14 protein-coding genes are annotated in these 14,481 nt (G+C 42.3%); 8 read left to right on the top strand and 6 right to left on the bottom strand.

From position 1 onward, the window contains the following. Positions 1-16: 16 nt before the first annotated feature. Together EP737_RS10020 and EP737_RS10015 are read left to right on the top strand one after the other, a co-directional pair. Positions 17-1,207 carry an acetate kinase gene (locus EP737_RS10020; RefSeq protein WP_129727831.1) on the top strand — a complete coding sequence of 397 codons (1,191 nt, stop codon included), beginning with the start codon at positions 17-19 and terminating at the stop codon, positions 1,205-1,207. A 298-nt stretch (positions 1,208-1,505) separates the two neighbouring features. Beyond that, on the top strand, positions 1,506-2,342 hold the full coding sequence (locus tag EP737_RS10015) for an EcsC family protein (protein WP_129727830.1): 837 nt from the start codon (positions 1,506-1,508) through the stop codon (positions 2,340-2,342). Positions 2,343-2,543: 201 nt separating this feature from the next. Here the strand turns inward: EP737_RS10015 and EP737_RS10010 are convergent, their stop codons facing one another. Next, positions 2,544-2,861: a radical SAM protein gene (locus EP737_RS10010; protein ID WP_129727829.1), complete on the bottom strand. Its 318-nt coding sequence runs from the start codon at positions 2,859-2,861 to the stop codon at positions 2,544-2,546. 181 nt (positions 2,862-3,042) lie between these two features. On the opposite strand from EP737_RS10010, the gene EP737_RS10005 reads away from it, so the two are divergent. The 3 genes from EP737_RS10005 to ald all read left to right on the top strand — a co-directional run bounded on the left by EP737_RS10005 (position 3,043) and on the right by ald (position 7,160). Beyond that, a complete protein-coding gene (locus EP737_RS10005) occupies positions 3,043-4,251 on the top strand; it encodes an argininosuccinate synthase (protein WP_129727828.1) in 1,209 nt (402 codons plus the stop codon). Continuing rightward, positions 4,248-5,621 (top strand): argininosuccinate lyase, encoded by a 1,374-nt coding sequence (gene argH / locus EP737_RS10000; protein ID WP_129727827.1) that lies wholly within the window; start codon positions 4,248-4,250, stop codon positions 5,619-5,621. The genes EP737_RS10005 and argH overlap by 4 nt, the downstream gene beginning before the upstream one ends. Before the next feature lie 423 nt (positions 5,622-6,044). Next, the gene (ald, locus tag EP737_RS09995) at positions 6,045-7,160 is read left to right on the top strand and encodes an alanine dehydrogenase (protein WP_129727826.1); all 1,116 of its coding nucleotides are present in this window, start codon (positions 6,045-6,047) and stop codon (positions 7,158-7,160) included. 55 nt (positions 7,161-7,215) lie between these two features. Here the strand turns inward: ald and EP737_RS09990 are convergent, their stop codons facing one another. Together EP737_RS09990 and EP737_RS09985 are read right to left on the bottom strand one after the other, a co-directional pair. Next, a complete protein-coding gene (locus EP737_RS09990; protein WP_129727825.1) occupies positions 7,216-7,479 on the bottom strand; it encodes a hypothetical protein in 264 nt (87 codons plus the stop codon). Positions 7,480-7,586: 107 nt separating this feature from the next. Further along, complete coding sequence (locus EP737_RS09985; protein ID WP_129727824.1) at positions 7,587-8,687, bottom strand: M24 family metallopeptidase; 1,101 nt, start codon at positions 8,685-8,687, stop codon at positions 7,587-7,589. A 168-nt stretch (positions 8,688-8,855) separates the two neighbouring features. On the opposite strand from EP737_RS09985, the gene EP737_RS09980 reads away from it, so the two are divergent. Together EP737_RS09980 and EP737_RS09975 are read left to right on the top strand one after the other, a co-directional pair. Then, positions 8,856-9,539, top strand: a complete 684-nt coding sequence (locus EP737_RS09980; protein WP_129727823.1) for a metal-dependent hydrolase — start codon at positions 8,856-8,858, stop codon at positions 9,537-9,539. Between the two features lie 228 nt (positions 9,540-9,767). Then, on the top strand, positions 9,768-11,081 hold the full coding sequence (locus EP737_RS09975; RefSeq protein WP_129727822.1) for a DRTGG domain-containing protein: 1,314 nt from the start codon (positions 9,768-9,770) through the stop codon (positions 11,079-11,081). Positions 11,082-11,324: 243 nt separating this feature from the next. Here EP737_RS09975 and EP737_RS09970 read toward each other — a convergent pair whose 3' ends face one another. Next, positions 11,325-11,624 carry a YtpI family protein gene (locus EP737_RS09970; RefSeq protein ID WP_129727821.1) on the bottom strand — a complete coding sequence of 100 codons (300 nt, stop codon included), beginning with the start codon at positions 11,622-11,624 and terminating at the stop codon, positions 11,325-11,327. A 121-nt stretch (positions 11,625-11,745) separates the two neighbouring features. Between EP737_RS09970 and EP737_RS09965 the strand changes: the two genes are divergently transcribed. After that, positions 11,746-12,681: a DHH family phosphoesterase gene (locus EP737_RS09965; RefSeq protein WP_129727820.1), complete on the top strand. Its 936-nt coding sequence runs from the start codon at positions 11,746-11,748 to the stop codon at positions 12,679-12,681. 190 nt (positions 12,682-12,871) lie between these two features. On the opposite strand, the gene ytrI is transcribed toward EP737_RS09965, so the two are convergent. Together ytrI and ytrH are read right to left on the bottom strand one after the other, a co-directional pair. Further along, positions 12,872-13,372: a sporulation membrane protein YtrI gene (ytrI, locus tag EP737_RS09960; RefSeq protein ID WP_129727819.1), complete on the bottom strand. Its 501-nt coding sequence runs from the start codon at positions 13,370-13,372 to the stop codon at positions 12,872-12,874. Then, positions 13,369-13,734 carry a sporulation membrane protein YtrH gene (gene ytrH, locus EP737_RS09955; protein WP_342044733.1) on the bottom strand — a complete coding sequence of 122 codons (366 nt, stop codon included), beginning with the start codon at positions 13,732-13,734 and terminating at the stop codon, positions 13,369-13,371. Before ytrH ends, ytrI begins: the two co-directional genes overlap by 4 nt. Positions 13,735-14,481 lie beyond the last annotated feature (747 nt).

Below are 14,481 nucleotides of genomic sequence, written 5' to 3'. Positions count from 1 at the left end.
AGGGGCGAAAAACCAGATGACAAAAGTGATTGCCATTAATGCAGGCAGTTCATCTTTAAAATTTCAATTGTTTGAAATGCCAAGCGAGACGGTTTTAACAAAAGGATTAGTAGAACGTATTGGTTTAAACGATAGCGTATTCACGATTACAGTGAATGATGAAAAGCAAACAGATATATTAGATATTCCAAACCATGCAGTGGCTGTAAAAATGTTGCTTGAAAAGTTAACTTCTACAGGCATCATCCAATCTTTAGATGAAATTGGCGGTATTGGACACCGCGTTGTACATGGCGGGGAAAAATTTAATGATTCAGTATTGCTTACGGAAGAGATACTACAAGAAATTGAGGAATTGAGCGATTTAGCACCGCTACATAATCCTGCTAATATCGTTGGTATTCGAGCGTTTCAAGAGGTACTTCCAAACGTTCCTGCTGTTGCAGTGTTTGATACGGCGTTTCATCAAACAATGCCGGAAGAATCATTTTTATACAGTTTACCGTATGATTATTACAAAAAGTACGGCATCCGTAAGTATGGCTTTCACGGTACATCCCATAAATATGTTACAGAACGCGCTGCGGCAATGCTTGGTCGTCCAATAGAGCAGCTTCGTCTTATCTCTTGTCACTTAGGAAACGGAGCAAGTATTGCGGCTGTTGAGGGTGGAAAATCTATTGACACTTCTATGGGCTTTACACCACTTGCAGGCGTAACAATGGGGACGCGCTCTGGTAACATTGATCCGGCATTAATCCCATACATTATGGAGAAAACAGGAAAGACTGTAGAAGAAGTATTAGATGTTTTAAATAAAAAGAGCGGAATGTTAGGGATTACTGGCTTCTCTAGTGATTTACGTGATATTGAGCAGGAGAGCGCTGAGGGAGAATATCGTGCACAGGTAGCTCTTCGTGTGTTTGCAAGCCGTATCCATAAATATGTCGGTTCTTACGCAGCACGTATGAAGGGTGTTGACGCTATTATCTTTACGGCAGGTATCGGAGAGAACAGTGATACTATCCGCGCTCGTGTGTTGGAAGGATTAGAGTTCATGGGTGTGTACTGGGATCCAGCACGTAACAACGTACGTGGGGAAGAAACATTTATCAGCTATCCGCATTCACCTGTTAAAGTATTGATTATTCCTACAAACGAAGAAGTAATGATTGCACGCGACGTTGTACGCATGGCTAATGTATAAGAAAAAAGACGGGATATCCCGTCTTTTTTCATTTGCGCTGTAGGAAAGTATAAATTTCCAGCCGGAAGCAAATTCGACGGAGTGAGAAGTTTTAGGAATAAAGTATAACGTTTCGGATCATTGCTTAGATCCACAGGCTGCCTTCTCTCGAATAATTTCCAGTACAAAAAGGAATGGCAGTTACAGCCATGTTCTTTAGGGTAAGTATGATATAATATTAGGAACTATGTGGTAAAAAAAGGATGGTGCAGGGCAAGCCTGGGCCAAGCAACGCTTTCTCAGATAAGGAGCTGATACTATGCCATTAACAGAACGGGAGCAAAAGGTTTGGAATGAAATTCAAAGCTGGGAGTACCAATTATCGCAGCAGGAATCAACCGACTTTCAAATGCTGTATGACAAATGGGTGAATGCGGCTGTAAATGGAATACCGGCTGGCAAGAGGCTGGAGGCTTTTGCAAAAGTGGATCAATGGCTGTTTCATTTACATGCGTTTATTCAAAGCTCACAATCGCAGTTAGATGCGAGAGGGCGTATTTTATCAGAGGCACGTTTATTTAATGAGCATATTGAGCACCTTGAAGAGCTTCGTACATTATCTATTGATCAGCTTATTTATATTGCAGAGCATCAAATTGCCCGTCATCGTGTCTATTCTTTCTTACAGGGTGGGGCGACGGGAGCTGGAGGTTTCTTATTGCTGAGTGCTGATCTTCCACTCATGCTCACTTTAAATTTGAAGGCTGTTCAGCTGATCGCAACTACGTATGGATATGATGTGAATAAACCTTATGAGATGATGCTTGCTTTAAAGGTATTTCATGCAGCCATCTTGCCAGCGAGATTACAGCGCTATGCTTGGCATGGATTACTGGATGAAATTAATGAGGCAGGAGATATGCCATTTTTTTATTCAGGAGAAGACAAAATTGTAGGTGCAGAGTCCTGTCAGGCGCTTTTGAAGCAGACGCTTAAAACGTATATTATTTATATGCTTCGCCGCAAGCTCGTTCAAGGGATCCCGCTTCTTGGAATTGCGGTTGGATCGACGGTAAACTATCGATTAACCCGCACGGTCACAGAGTTTACCCATCGCTTCTATCAGATGCGGTATTTGCTTGAGAAACAAAAATAAGCTTCTGCCCCAGCAGAAGCTTATTTTTTATGTTCAAAAAACAAAGGATAAGTGCAGCTGCAGCTCGGTCTTCGAGCCCGCCAATCAGTGAGTTTTCTGTATTAAATTAGGAAATAATGCATAGGGAACAATGAAGATACTTACAGCTTTCTACCCTCTGTAAGCAGCATCTAATGAGAATGAAATGTGGGCACTGATGTATTATGAGTGTGTTTTTTCGGCAGATATATCCTGATGTATACGATACCACAGCCATAAATCATTAATAACAGAAGCAAGATTAGCAATTTCTGAATTTAATCTGCAGGAAATCCCAAAATCTGCTTCATGATCAAGCTGATGCTGCTTTTGGTTAATTGTTTGTTCCAGTTCTTGAATACGATCGGGAATATGTCCGCGTATGCTTTCCCATTTCAGTAAAATGTGCTGTTGATCTTGCTTTGGTATTTCATCCCAATCTTCTTGTGAATCAGGAACTTCAATGCCTAATCGTTCATCTAATATAAAATAATGTTTCATGATTTCCCCTCCGTTTACCTATATTCTATACGAAAGGCTAGGCGAATTCGAAGGAATTGTCTGAAAAAAGAAAAGCGAAAAATAATTCTTGCGTGGTGGGCAAAAAGTTGGTAAAGTATCACTATGAATGAAAATGAATTTAGATGAATATTTATTCTTTTAATATATAGGAGGATGTCAGATGGGCAAGCAAAAATTAGTGTTGGCATATTCCGGAGGCTTAGACACTTCCGTTGCAATTAAATGGTTACAACAACAAGGTTATGATGTAGTAGCGGTAGGATTAGATGTAGGCGAAGGAAAAGACGTTGAGTTTATCAAGCAAAAAGCATTACAGGTCGGCGCAGTAGAATCTTATTCCATTGATGCAAGAAAAGAATTTGCTGAAGAGTACGTTCTTCCAGTGCTGCAAAGCCATGCATTATATGAAGAAAAATATCCACTTGTATCGGCTTTGTCACGTCCGTTAATTTCAAAAAAGCTTGTTGAGATTGCAGAGCAAGTAGGAGCGGTTGCAGTTGCTCATGGCTGCACAGGAAAAGGAAACGACCAAGTTCGTTTTGAAGTTTCTATCATGGCTTTAAATCCAGATTTAAAAGTAGTAGCTCCTGTACGTGAGTGGAGTTGGTCACGTGAAGAAGAAATCGAATACGCGAAAGAAAACAACATTCCAATTCCAATCAATTTAGATAATCCATACTCTATCGATGCAAACCTTTGGGGAAGAGCATGTGAGTGCGGTGTGTTAGAAGATCCATGGGCTGCTCCTCCAGAGGGTGCATACGATATGACAGCACCTCTTGAAGCAACTCCAGATCAAGCAGATATCGTTGAAATCGAGTTTAAGCAAGGTGTGCCGGTTGCATTGAACGGAAAAGCATACGAGCTTCATGAATTAATTATAGAGTTAAATGATCTTGCCGGTAAGCACGGCGTTGGCCGCATTGACCATGTTGAGAATCGTCTTGTAGGTATTAAGTCTCGTGAAGTATATGAGTGCCCAGCTGCTCTTACTTTAATCAAGGCGCACAAAGAGCTAGAAGATTTAACATTAACGAAGGATGTAGCACACTTCAAGCCAATCATCGCTCATAAATTAACAGAGCTTATCTACAACGGCCTATGGTTCTCTCCTTTGCATAAAGCGTTGCTTGCGTTCATCGAAAGCACACAAAAGAATGTAACAGGTACAGTGCGCGTGAAGCTATTTAAAGGGCATGCTATTGTAGAGGGCAGAAAATCTGAAAACTCTCTATATGATGAAAAGCTTGCAACATATACGAAAGCAGATGAGTTTAACCATCAAGCAGCAGTCGGCTTTATCGAATTGTTCGGATTACCAACTAAGGTTTACAGCCAGCTGCATAATCAGAAGAAGGTGGAAGTGTGAAAAAACTTTGGGGCGGCCGCTTCACAGAAGGAGCCGAAGCGTGGGTAGAAGAATTCGGAGCATCCATTTTCTTCGATCAAGAGCTTGTGCTTGAGGATCTTGAAGGAAGTATCGCACATGTTACGATGCTTGCGAAATCCGGCATCCTTCCAGAAGAAGATGCGGCAAAGATTAAGGAAGGACTGCAAGTTCTTCTTGAGAAAGCAAACAACAATGAATTGACATTTTCTGTTGAAAATGAGGATGTTCATTTAAACCTAGAAAAAATGCTAATTGAACAAATCGGCGAAGTGGGCGGTAAACTGCATACTGCCCGTAGCCGTAATGACCAAGTTGCGACGGATATGCATTTGTACTTACGTAAAGAAGTTCGCGATATTATTGCTAAGCTGAAAGGGCTGCAAGAGGTGCTCGTGAAGAAGGCGGAGCAGCATGTGGAAACGATTATGCCAGGCTACACGCATTTGCAGCGTGCACAGCCAGTGTCGTTTGCGCATCATCTTCTTGCATACTTTTGGATGCTGCAGCGTGATGTTGAGCGTTATGAGGATTCCTTAAAACGCATCAATCTTTCTCCGCTTGGAGCTGGTGCTCTTGCTGGTACAACATTCCCGATTGACCGCAGCTACAGCGCGTCATTGCTTGGATTTGACGGCATTTATGAAAACAGCATGGATGCGGTAAGTGACCGTGACTTTATTCTAGAGTTTTTAAGCGGCTCTTCTATCTTGATGATGCACTTGTCGCGTTTTTGCGAGGAGCTTATTTTGTGGAGCAGTCAGGAGTTTCAATTCATTGAAATGAGTGACAAATACTCTACAGGAAGCAGCATTATGCCGCAAAAGAAAAACCCGGATATGGCGGAGTTAATCCGTGGTAAAACAGGACGCGTATACGGAAACCTATTTAGCCTGCTTACGGTTATGAAGGGTCTGCCGCTTGCCTATAATAAAGACTTGCAAGAGGACAAGGAAGGTATGTTTGATACGGTGAAAACAATTAAAACTTCTCTTCTTGTAATGGCAGGCATGATTGACACAATGAAAGTAAATACTGATAAGCTCGGACAGGCAGTAAAGCAAGACTTCTCTAATGCAACTGAAATTGCGGATTACTTGGCAGCAAAAGGTCTTCCGTTCCGTCAGGCGCATGAGGTAGTAGGACGTTTAGTGCTCATGTGTATTGAAAAGGGCATTTACTTATTAGATTTGCCACTTGAGACGTATCAAGAGGTATGTCCGTTGTTTGAGGCGGATTTGTATGATGTATTGGACCCGTATGCAGCAGTAAAGCGTCGTAATAGTGAAGGCGGTACTGGCTTTGATCAAGTGCGTCAAGCGCTTGAGAAAGCAAATGCAGTATTGGGATAATAGGATAGGAAACAAGCCAAGGCATATGCCTTGGCTTGTTTTCATTGTAAGAAAGTATAAATTTCCAGCTAGAAGCGAATTCGACGTAGTGAGAAATTTTAGGAATAAAGTATAAGTGCAACTACGCCTCTGTCTTCGCCCAAGGGCAGGGCTCGCCAATCGACGAGTTTTCTTTATCTATATAATTCACTTACAGCTCACTCTTTTCCTTTTCTTTGCTGCGAACGGCAAGGAAATCATATTTTGCATAGCGAATAATATGTTCAGATACATTGCCGATTAGAAAGCTCTTTACTGCATTTCATTAAGATTGTGAAGTTGTAAACAAAGATCCAAAATAGGGAACGGGCCTTAAATATTTTTTCGTTTTGTTGCATATGCTAGCAGAAGACGAGCTTTTATTATCTTAAGGGGGAAGGCGCAGTGCGAATCGGTATACCAAAGGAAGTTAAAAATAACGAAAACCGTGTAGCTATGACGCCAGCGGGGGTTATTCATCTCGTTGGAGGTGGACATGAGGTATATATTGAGACGGAAGCAGGGCTTGGCTCCGGATTTACAGACAAGGAGTATGAAAAAGCTGGTGCTGTTATTGTACGTACGGCGCAAGAGGCATGGTCAATGGATATGGTGATGAAAGTCAAGGAGCCGATTCAAAGCGAGTACATTTATTTTCGGGAAGGATTAATTTTATTTACCTATTTGCATCTTGCAGCGGAGCCCGAGCTAACAAAAGCGCTGAGCGAGAAAAAGGTAGTTGGTATAGCCTACGAGACAGTACAGTTAACAAACCAATCATTACCATTGCTGACACCGATGAGTGAAGTTGCAGGTCGAATGGCTACGCAAATAGGAGCCCAGTTTCTTGAAAAGCCCAAAGGAGGAAAAGGAATTTTACTTGGTGGGGTTCCGGGGGTGAAACGCGGTCAGGTAACCATTATTGGCGGAGGGGTGGCAGGTACAAACGCAGCGAAAATTGCGGTAGGTTTAGGTGCAAATGTGACGATGATTGATGTAAATCCACAGCGTCTTCGTGAGTTGGATGATATTTTCGGTCATCGCATTACAACCCTCATGTCAAACCCATATAATATTGCTCATACGGTGAGAGAAAGTGATTTAGTAATTGGAGCTGTGCTCATTCCAGGCGCAAAGGCCCCGAAACTTGTAAGTACAGACATCATTCAGTCGATGGAGCCCGGCTCAGTAATTGTTGATGTTGCCATTGACCAAGGTGGTATTTTTGAAACGACGGATCATCTTACAACACACGACAATCCAACCTATATCAAGCATGGCGTTGTTCATTATGCTGTGGCGAATATGCCGGGAGCTGTGCCGCGTACCTCAACCATTGCCCTCACAAATGTAACGGTACCGTATGCAGTGCAAATTGCCAGAAAAGGCTACAAGAGAGCCTGTCTTGATAATGAAGCATTGCTAAAGGGGATCAACACATTAAATGGTCATGTCACATATCAGGCTGTTGCACAAGCGCATGACTTACCCTATGTAGACGCAGTTACGCTTCTTTCGTAACAGCGCAAAGGACCCATTTTATCATAGGTCCTTTTGTGTATGTTGTTATATAAGATTAGCTGGCGTTATAACGTTTCCAGTCAATTTTTCGATAATCAAGTCCGGCAAGAAATAAAGTGAGTTCTGTTCTGCCATGATATACTGGTCTGCCTTTCCGATCCTTGCTTACTAGAACTATAGGAACATTTGGAAAATATGGTACAAATTTATCCCGGACTTGATTAATATAGTCGTCTGAATTATAAAATAGACCGTTTTCTACAACGGCAATTGCAAATGTCACACCTTCTTCTTGAATTAGAGCTCCTTCGAATTCCATGATGTTTGATCCCCTTCCATAAATGCATTTCGTACATTTCGCTATAGAGAAGAGAAATTCCTTCTAGTAATGTATCGAAATATACAAAATCCACTGTAAAAAGATAATTATTTTTTAATAATTTGTAATTCCTTTGGATATTTCGTCAAGATTTCTGTACCCTTTTTTGTTACATACACATCATCCTCAATACGCACTCCACCAATAGCAGGGACGTATATGCCAGGCTCAATTGTGAACACCATTCCCTCTTGCAAGGGGGTTGTGTTGGCATCCGTAACAGATGGATACTCATGCACGCTAATTCCTAAGCCGTGTCCGAGACGGTGCGGAAAATAATTTCCATATCCAGCTTGCTCAATATGTGAGCGTGCAGCGCGGTCAATTGTATCGAATGGTACACCAGGCTTGCACATATCAATTGCTTTTTGCTGTGCATCGCGTACAGTATCATATATGCGTTTTTGTTCTTCTGTCACATTTCCGAATGCAACAGTGCGTGTAATGTCGGAACAGTAGCCATCGATAATTACACCTAAATCAAATAACACAAAGTCCCCACGCTGAATGCGGTTCGCACCTGGGGCGCCATGCGGCAAGGCTGAGTTTGTGCCAGTTAGCACCATCGTATTAAAGGCCATCTGTTGAATCCCTTTTTTCTTCAGTTCTGTTTCGATTGCTGCCAAAATTGTCAGCTCTGTTTTTCCTTCCGCGATTTCACCTACGCCTATTTCAATTGCATAGTCTGCCATATAGGCAGCTTGGCGTAAAATAGTAAGCTCCTGTTCATCCTTTATGAGGCGAAGCTCATGCAGTTTTGCTTCTGCAGCAATAAAATGAGCATTTTGAAACAGATTTTGAAGATTTTCATACCGTTCTACGTTTAAATGCTCCTTTTCGATTGCTGCTGTGTGAACACGAAGCCCTCTTTTTTCGATTGTCTTTGAGATGAGCGACCATATATTGTCAGTATCGCTGTATCCAATCACTTCGTGCATCCAGCCTGCATGCCGTACTTGGTGCTCTTCCATTTTAGGACAAATTAAAATTGGCTCACTTTCGGGAAAGATAAACAGTCCCAGCAGCCGCTCATGCGGCTCACAATAAAACTTGCTCAGGTAAAATACGTTCGGTGTAGAGGTAAGAAATGCTACATCGATATCGCGTTCCTGCAGCCAATGCATCAAATTTTGCAGCCGTTGGTTCATATCTCAACCCTCCCTTGTTTCGTTATTATAACTTTACTGTTTCTCTGTTGCGATGACAAGAGAGGAAGTGTTAAAAGGGATAAAAGATTTAAAGGATTTGTTTTGAAACCTAGAGAATTTGTTTATAGAATAGAAGGGGTGAAGAAAGATTTTAAGGAGGAAAACGAAATGAAGGTATCTTATCACGGTCATTCTGTCGTCAAAATTGAAACAAATGATTTTACAATTCTCATTGACCCGTTTTTAACAGGAAATCCACAGACAGACTTGAAGCCCGATGAGGTAAAAGCTGATGCTATTTTACTTACGCATGGTCATGGTGACCACGTTGGCGACACAGTGGCGATTGCAAAACAGAATGATGCTTTGGTTGTAGCAACTGCCGAATTGGCAGCATTTTTGGGATGGCAGGGAGTAAAAACTCACAGCATGCATATCGGGGGCTCTCGTGAATTTGACTTCGGGATGGTAAAGCTTACACAAGCGTTTCACGGTTCTGCTTACATAGACGAGCAAACAAAGACGATTACCTATACAGGCATGCCGGCTGGCATTTTGTTTACGGCAGAAGGAAAAACGATTTATCACGCAGGCGATACAGCGCTGTTTTCGGACATGAAGCTGATTGGCTCCCGTCATGCCATTGACGTAGCATTTTTGCCGATTGGTGATAATTTCACAATGGGGCCTGAGGATGCAGCGCTTGCAGCCCAATGGCTTGGTGCAAAAGTTGTCGTGCCAATGCACTATAATACATTCCCGCCGATTCAGCAGGATCCATATCACTTTGTGGAAATGCTGCAAGGCAGCGTTGGGAAAGTATTACAGCCGGGGGAAGCAATTGAATTGTAGAACAAAGGAAAGAGGTGCCTAGAGGTGGGGCGCTTCTTTTTTACATTGTCAGCCAGAAGTCCATTCGACGTAGGAGGGAATTTTAGGTATACAGTATCAGTAGGGCTACGCCTCCTTTTAATGTGTTATAAAAAAATGAATACAGCTCTCCTTACTTCCAGTGTAACAGTATTCATTTTGTAGTATAATTGTTATTATAACGCTGGAAGGAAAGTATGGTGAAGCTGCTTGGCTACGAAACACAATCAGATTTTAGAGCATATTAATAGCTTGCCGGTAGGGCACAAAATCTCGGTGCGGCAAATTGCAAAGGACTTGAACGTAAGTGAAGGGACGGCATACCGAGCAATTAAAGATGCGGAGAATAAAGGTTATGTGAGCACGATTGAACGTGTTGGAACGATCCGGATTGAGAAAAAGAAAAAGGAAAACATTGAAAGACTGACATATGCCGAGGTTATTAACATTGTAGACGGACAAGTTCTTGGTGGCCGGGAAGGCTTACATAAGACTTTAAATAAATTTGTAATCGGTGCGATGAAGCTTGAAGCTATGATGAGATACACGGATGCAGGAAACCTGCTGATTGTCGGAAACCGCACGCAGGCACATCAGCTTGCGTTAGAAGCCGGGGCAGCCGTGCTGATTACAGGCGGATTTGATACAGAGGATCATGTGAAAAAATTAGCAGATGAATTGAAGCTGCCAATTATTTCAAGCAGCTATGATACCTTTACAGTTGCAACACTTATTAACCGTGCGATTTATGACCAACTGATCAAAAAAGAAATTGTGCTTGTAGAGGATATCTTAACGCCAATCGAAAAAACCATTTCATTTAGACCGACAGATTTAGTTGCCAAGTGGCATGAATATAGTCAAGAAACGCTCCATGGTCGTTATCCGATTATCGACGAGAATTTAAAGGTGCTCGGAATTATTACGGCAAAGGACATTATCGGAGTATCGATTGAAACACCTGTAGAAAAGGTAATGACAAAAAACCCCATTACGGTAAATGGCAAGGTATCTGTTGCTTCGGCAGCACGGATGATGGTGTGGGAAGGCATTGAACTTCTCCCGGTTGTTGATGAGCAGAACAGACTGCAGGGGATTCTAAGCCGGCAGGACGTTTTGCAGGCGCTGCAGATGATTCAACGTCAGCCGCAGGTCGGAGAGACCATCGAGGACATTGTGACTAATCAATTTATCGATACAAAGGAAACGAAGAACGAGAGTATGTACCGCTTTTCTGTTACACCGCAAATGACAAACTCTATTGGAACCTTATCATATGGTGTATTTACAACGATCGTGACAGAGGCGACGAATCGGGTGCTGCGCGTACATAAAAAGGGAGATCTTGTCGTAGAAAACTTAACAATTTACTTTGTTAAGCCAGTGCAAATTGATACGATTATCGAAGTGCATCCAAAGGTGATGGAAGTTGGAAGAAAGTTCGGAAAAGTAGATGTAGAGGTGTATCAGGAAGGGGCGGTTGTCGGAAAAGCACTTTTAATGGTGCAGCTAATCGATCGCTAGTAAAATAGAGTTTCATTTTAGCTCTCTATGCCCGTTATTTTTTACACTGTAAGAAAGTATAAATTTCCAGCTGAAAGCCAATTCGACATAGTCGGAAATTTTAGGAATACAGTATAAGGGCAACTACGCCTCTGTCTTCGCCCAGGAGCAGAGCTCGCCAATCGGCGAGTTTTCTTTAGAAGATTTGTGCGTATGATACAAAGAAAGGAAAAAGCTATCCATGGGTAGATAGCTTTATCTCTGTTAACTTAATTTTTCAGCTTCTTCTATAGCAAGAGGAAGAAAATGTTTGTATTGGCGAAAGCCGTTATAGGCACTTGCGCCTCCTATCAGGATAAACAATACTCCTACAATGATGCTTACTGTAGAGAGGTGGACAAAAAATTGATTTAATCCGAACAACAGAACAAATAGTCCAAGTGCCATGCTTGATTTTCCAGAAAGCCATCTCTTCTCCATTGGTCGGTGTGTACGAAAATACTTGGTTTTGTAAAACAGGTAAAACATAAATGAAACGACGATGAAAACAGCTAATACAGGCATGACCCACAACCCTCCAGTTAATATGCATTTATTTTTATTTTAGCTGAATTTTCCTGCTGCTTGAAGTGTTTTCGTGTATGATAAGAGCAGGAGCTACGAAGAAAAGGAGATTTATAAAGCTATGAAAGAACAAATTTTAGAGGCTATTAAGCAATTTGATACGATTATTGTTCATCGTCATATTCGTCCAGATCCGGATGCATTAGGATCACAATGCGGACTTGGTACCATGCTGCAAGCATCGTTCCCGGAGAAAAACATCTATATGACCGGGGCGAATGAACCAACACTTTCTTATATGCGTATCATGGATAATGTAGATGACAGTACATATGAAAATGCATTGGTTATTGTATGTGATACAGCCAACGAGGATCGCATTTGTGACCAACGTTATAAAAATGGAAAAATGTTAATTAAAATTGACCATCATCCGAATGCAACGCCGTACGGAGATTTGTTGTGGGTTGATACGACGGCAAGCTCATGCAGCGAGATGATTTATGAGTTTTATTTATACGGACAAGACAAAGGCCTTGTGTTAACAGAGGAATCAGCACGCCTTATCTTTGGCGGTATTGTTGGTGATACAGGCCGCTTCTTATTCCGCAACACGTCGCCCAAAACATTTGAATATGCGGCGCAGCTTGTGGCAATGGGCATTGATTTTCCAGAACTGTATAATGAAATGTACAAGACGAGCGTTAGTCTGTCGCGTTTAAATGGCTATATTTTGCAAAATTTTGAGCTCACGGAGGAAGGGGCATCCTATATTAAAATTTCCCGTGAGACGATGGAGAAGTTTGGCGTTACAACAGCGGAGGCTTCATCGGTCGTTGGAACACTTGGAAGCATCGCGGGTATACGTGCATGGGTCTTGTTCCTTGAGGAGAAGGAATCCATTCGTGTTCGTCTTCGTTCCAAGGGTCTTGTGATTAATAAGCTAGCGGCTCAATATAATGGCGGAGGGCATCCGTTAGCATCTGGTGCAACAGTCCATTCATGGGAGGAAGCAGATGCGCTTATTGAAGATTTACGCGCACTTTGCAGACAATAATAGAGGATTTTTATAGAAAACTTGCTGATTGGCGAGCTGGTAGGCGAAGAAAGAAGCGTAGTTGCCCTTATCCTTACACTGTACTCCTAACATTTCCGCCTGTGCAGCATGACTTCTAGCTGAAAATTTATAATTTCTTACAGTGCGAAAAAGCCAATTACCCCGTGCGGTTGGGACAATTGGCTTTTTTCTATTTATCTGCAATTTTCAAGGAGATTTCCAATACCGTGTCGAAATAGATGGAGTCGACCTTGAATCTATATTGCCGCTCATCTCGCTCATATGTTTTGTTTTCAATTGCCTTTTTTAGAAGTGCTTTATTTTTTGCAACGCTTTGAATGTCCTGTGTAAGCAACTCCCGCAGGTCATTCCGTACAGCAGTGGTGAGTGTGTGAACAGCCAGACCGTCTAAATCATAGGCATCATGGTTGGTGATGGTAATTTTAATGTCTTGAATCGTTAAGATACGTTTATTTTGCTCATTCTGCTTTTTTTGGTCTTCGATCAGCAAATGCTTGTCTTGCTCTAACGCTTGTATTTTCAGTTGTTGCTTTGCAATTGTGGATGTTTGTTCTTCATGATAAATTCCGTACATATACAAAAAAATAATCCAGCTTAGTACGCCCCCAATCGCTGCTCCCGCAAAAAACATTTGCCATGTTCTCGTTTTATATAATGGAGGGATTCTCATACGTGCTCCTGTGTCAGCCATTTAATGATCGTAAGCCCAGTCTGCATACCGCCCATAGCAAATAAAATCAACAGCACCTGTTTGATGATATCTCTCGTCTCGCCCTGAAAAATACCGCGTTCAAAGCTGTAAAAGGTATCAAATGTTCCGCCGATTGCCGCCACGAGCGCCCAAATACGCAGGCTATCTGAGAATCGCTTAATCATAGTAAGCGGCGGTTCTCCCGCCAAAAATGATCCGAGGCCTCCAAGCAGTGATCCTCCGAGCATAACGCCAAAGGCAATGAAGTAACTCGTAATGAGAAGAGACAAAAATGTTTGCTTTACTTCCAAGGCGACCACCCCTTTACAAGAAATCAGAATGTATTCGTTTGGTGCACATTGCACATTGCTCTTTCGTAACAATACCCGCTGTGACAAGTGCTTTCTGCGGGCTAGGAGCCTTCTCTTCTGAAAGCAAATCAATCTGTGTTTGCTTCTCTATTGTCCGATGTACGCTAATACTTCCCCTGACAATAAGAACAGGTACACATTGCGTTTCGTGGTAAGGAACATACGGTATTCTTCAGGAATTATCCCTGCTCTGTGTACGCTTCTATCTTCGCCCGGGGGCAGGGCTCACCAGTCGGCGAGTTTTCTTTACACTGTAAGAAAGTATAAATGCCCAGCTGGAAGTTCATTTGACGTAGTGGGGAATTTTAGGAATCCAGTATAAGTGCAACTACGCCTCTGTCTTCGCCCAAGAGTGGGGCTCGCCAGTCGGCGAGTTTTCTTTACACTGTAAGAAAGTATAAATGCCCAGCTAGAAGTTCATTCGACGTAGTGGGGAATTTTAGGAATCCAGTATAAGTGCAACTACGCCTCGGTCTTCACCCAAGAGTGGGGCTCGCCAGTCGGCGAGTTTTCTTTACACTGTAAGAAAGTATAAATGCCCAGCTAGAAGTTCATTCGACGTAGTGGGGAATTTTAGGAATCCAGTATAAGTGCAACTACGCCTCTGTCTTCGCCCAAGAGTGGGGCTCGCCAGTCGGCGAGTTTTCTTTATCACTATGTATATGGACAGTAGCTGGAGAGTATGTTTTGATTTCACAACAAACCATCAACTATAAT

Origin of the sequence: Ectobacillus funiculus, from assembly GCF_004138295.1 — a bacterium.
Taxonomy (GTDB): Bacteria; Bacillota; Bacilli; order Bacillales; family Bacillaceae_G; genus Ectobacillus; species Ectobacillus funiculus.
Note: the sequence above shows the minus strand (reverse complement) of the source record. Positions and strands in the feature narration are given on the sequence as shown.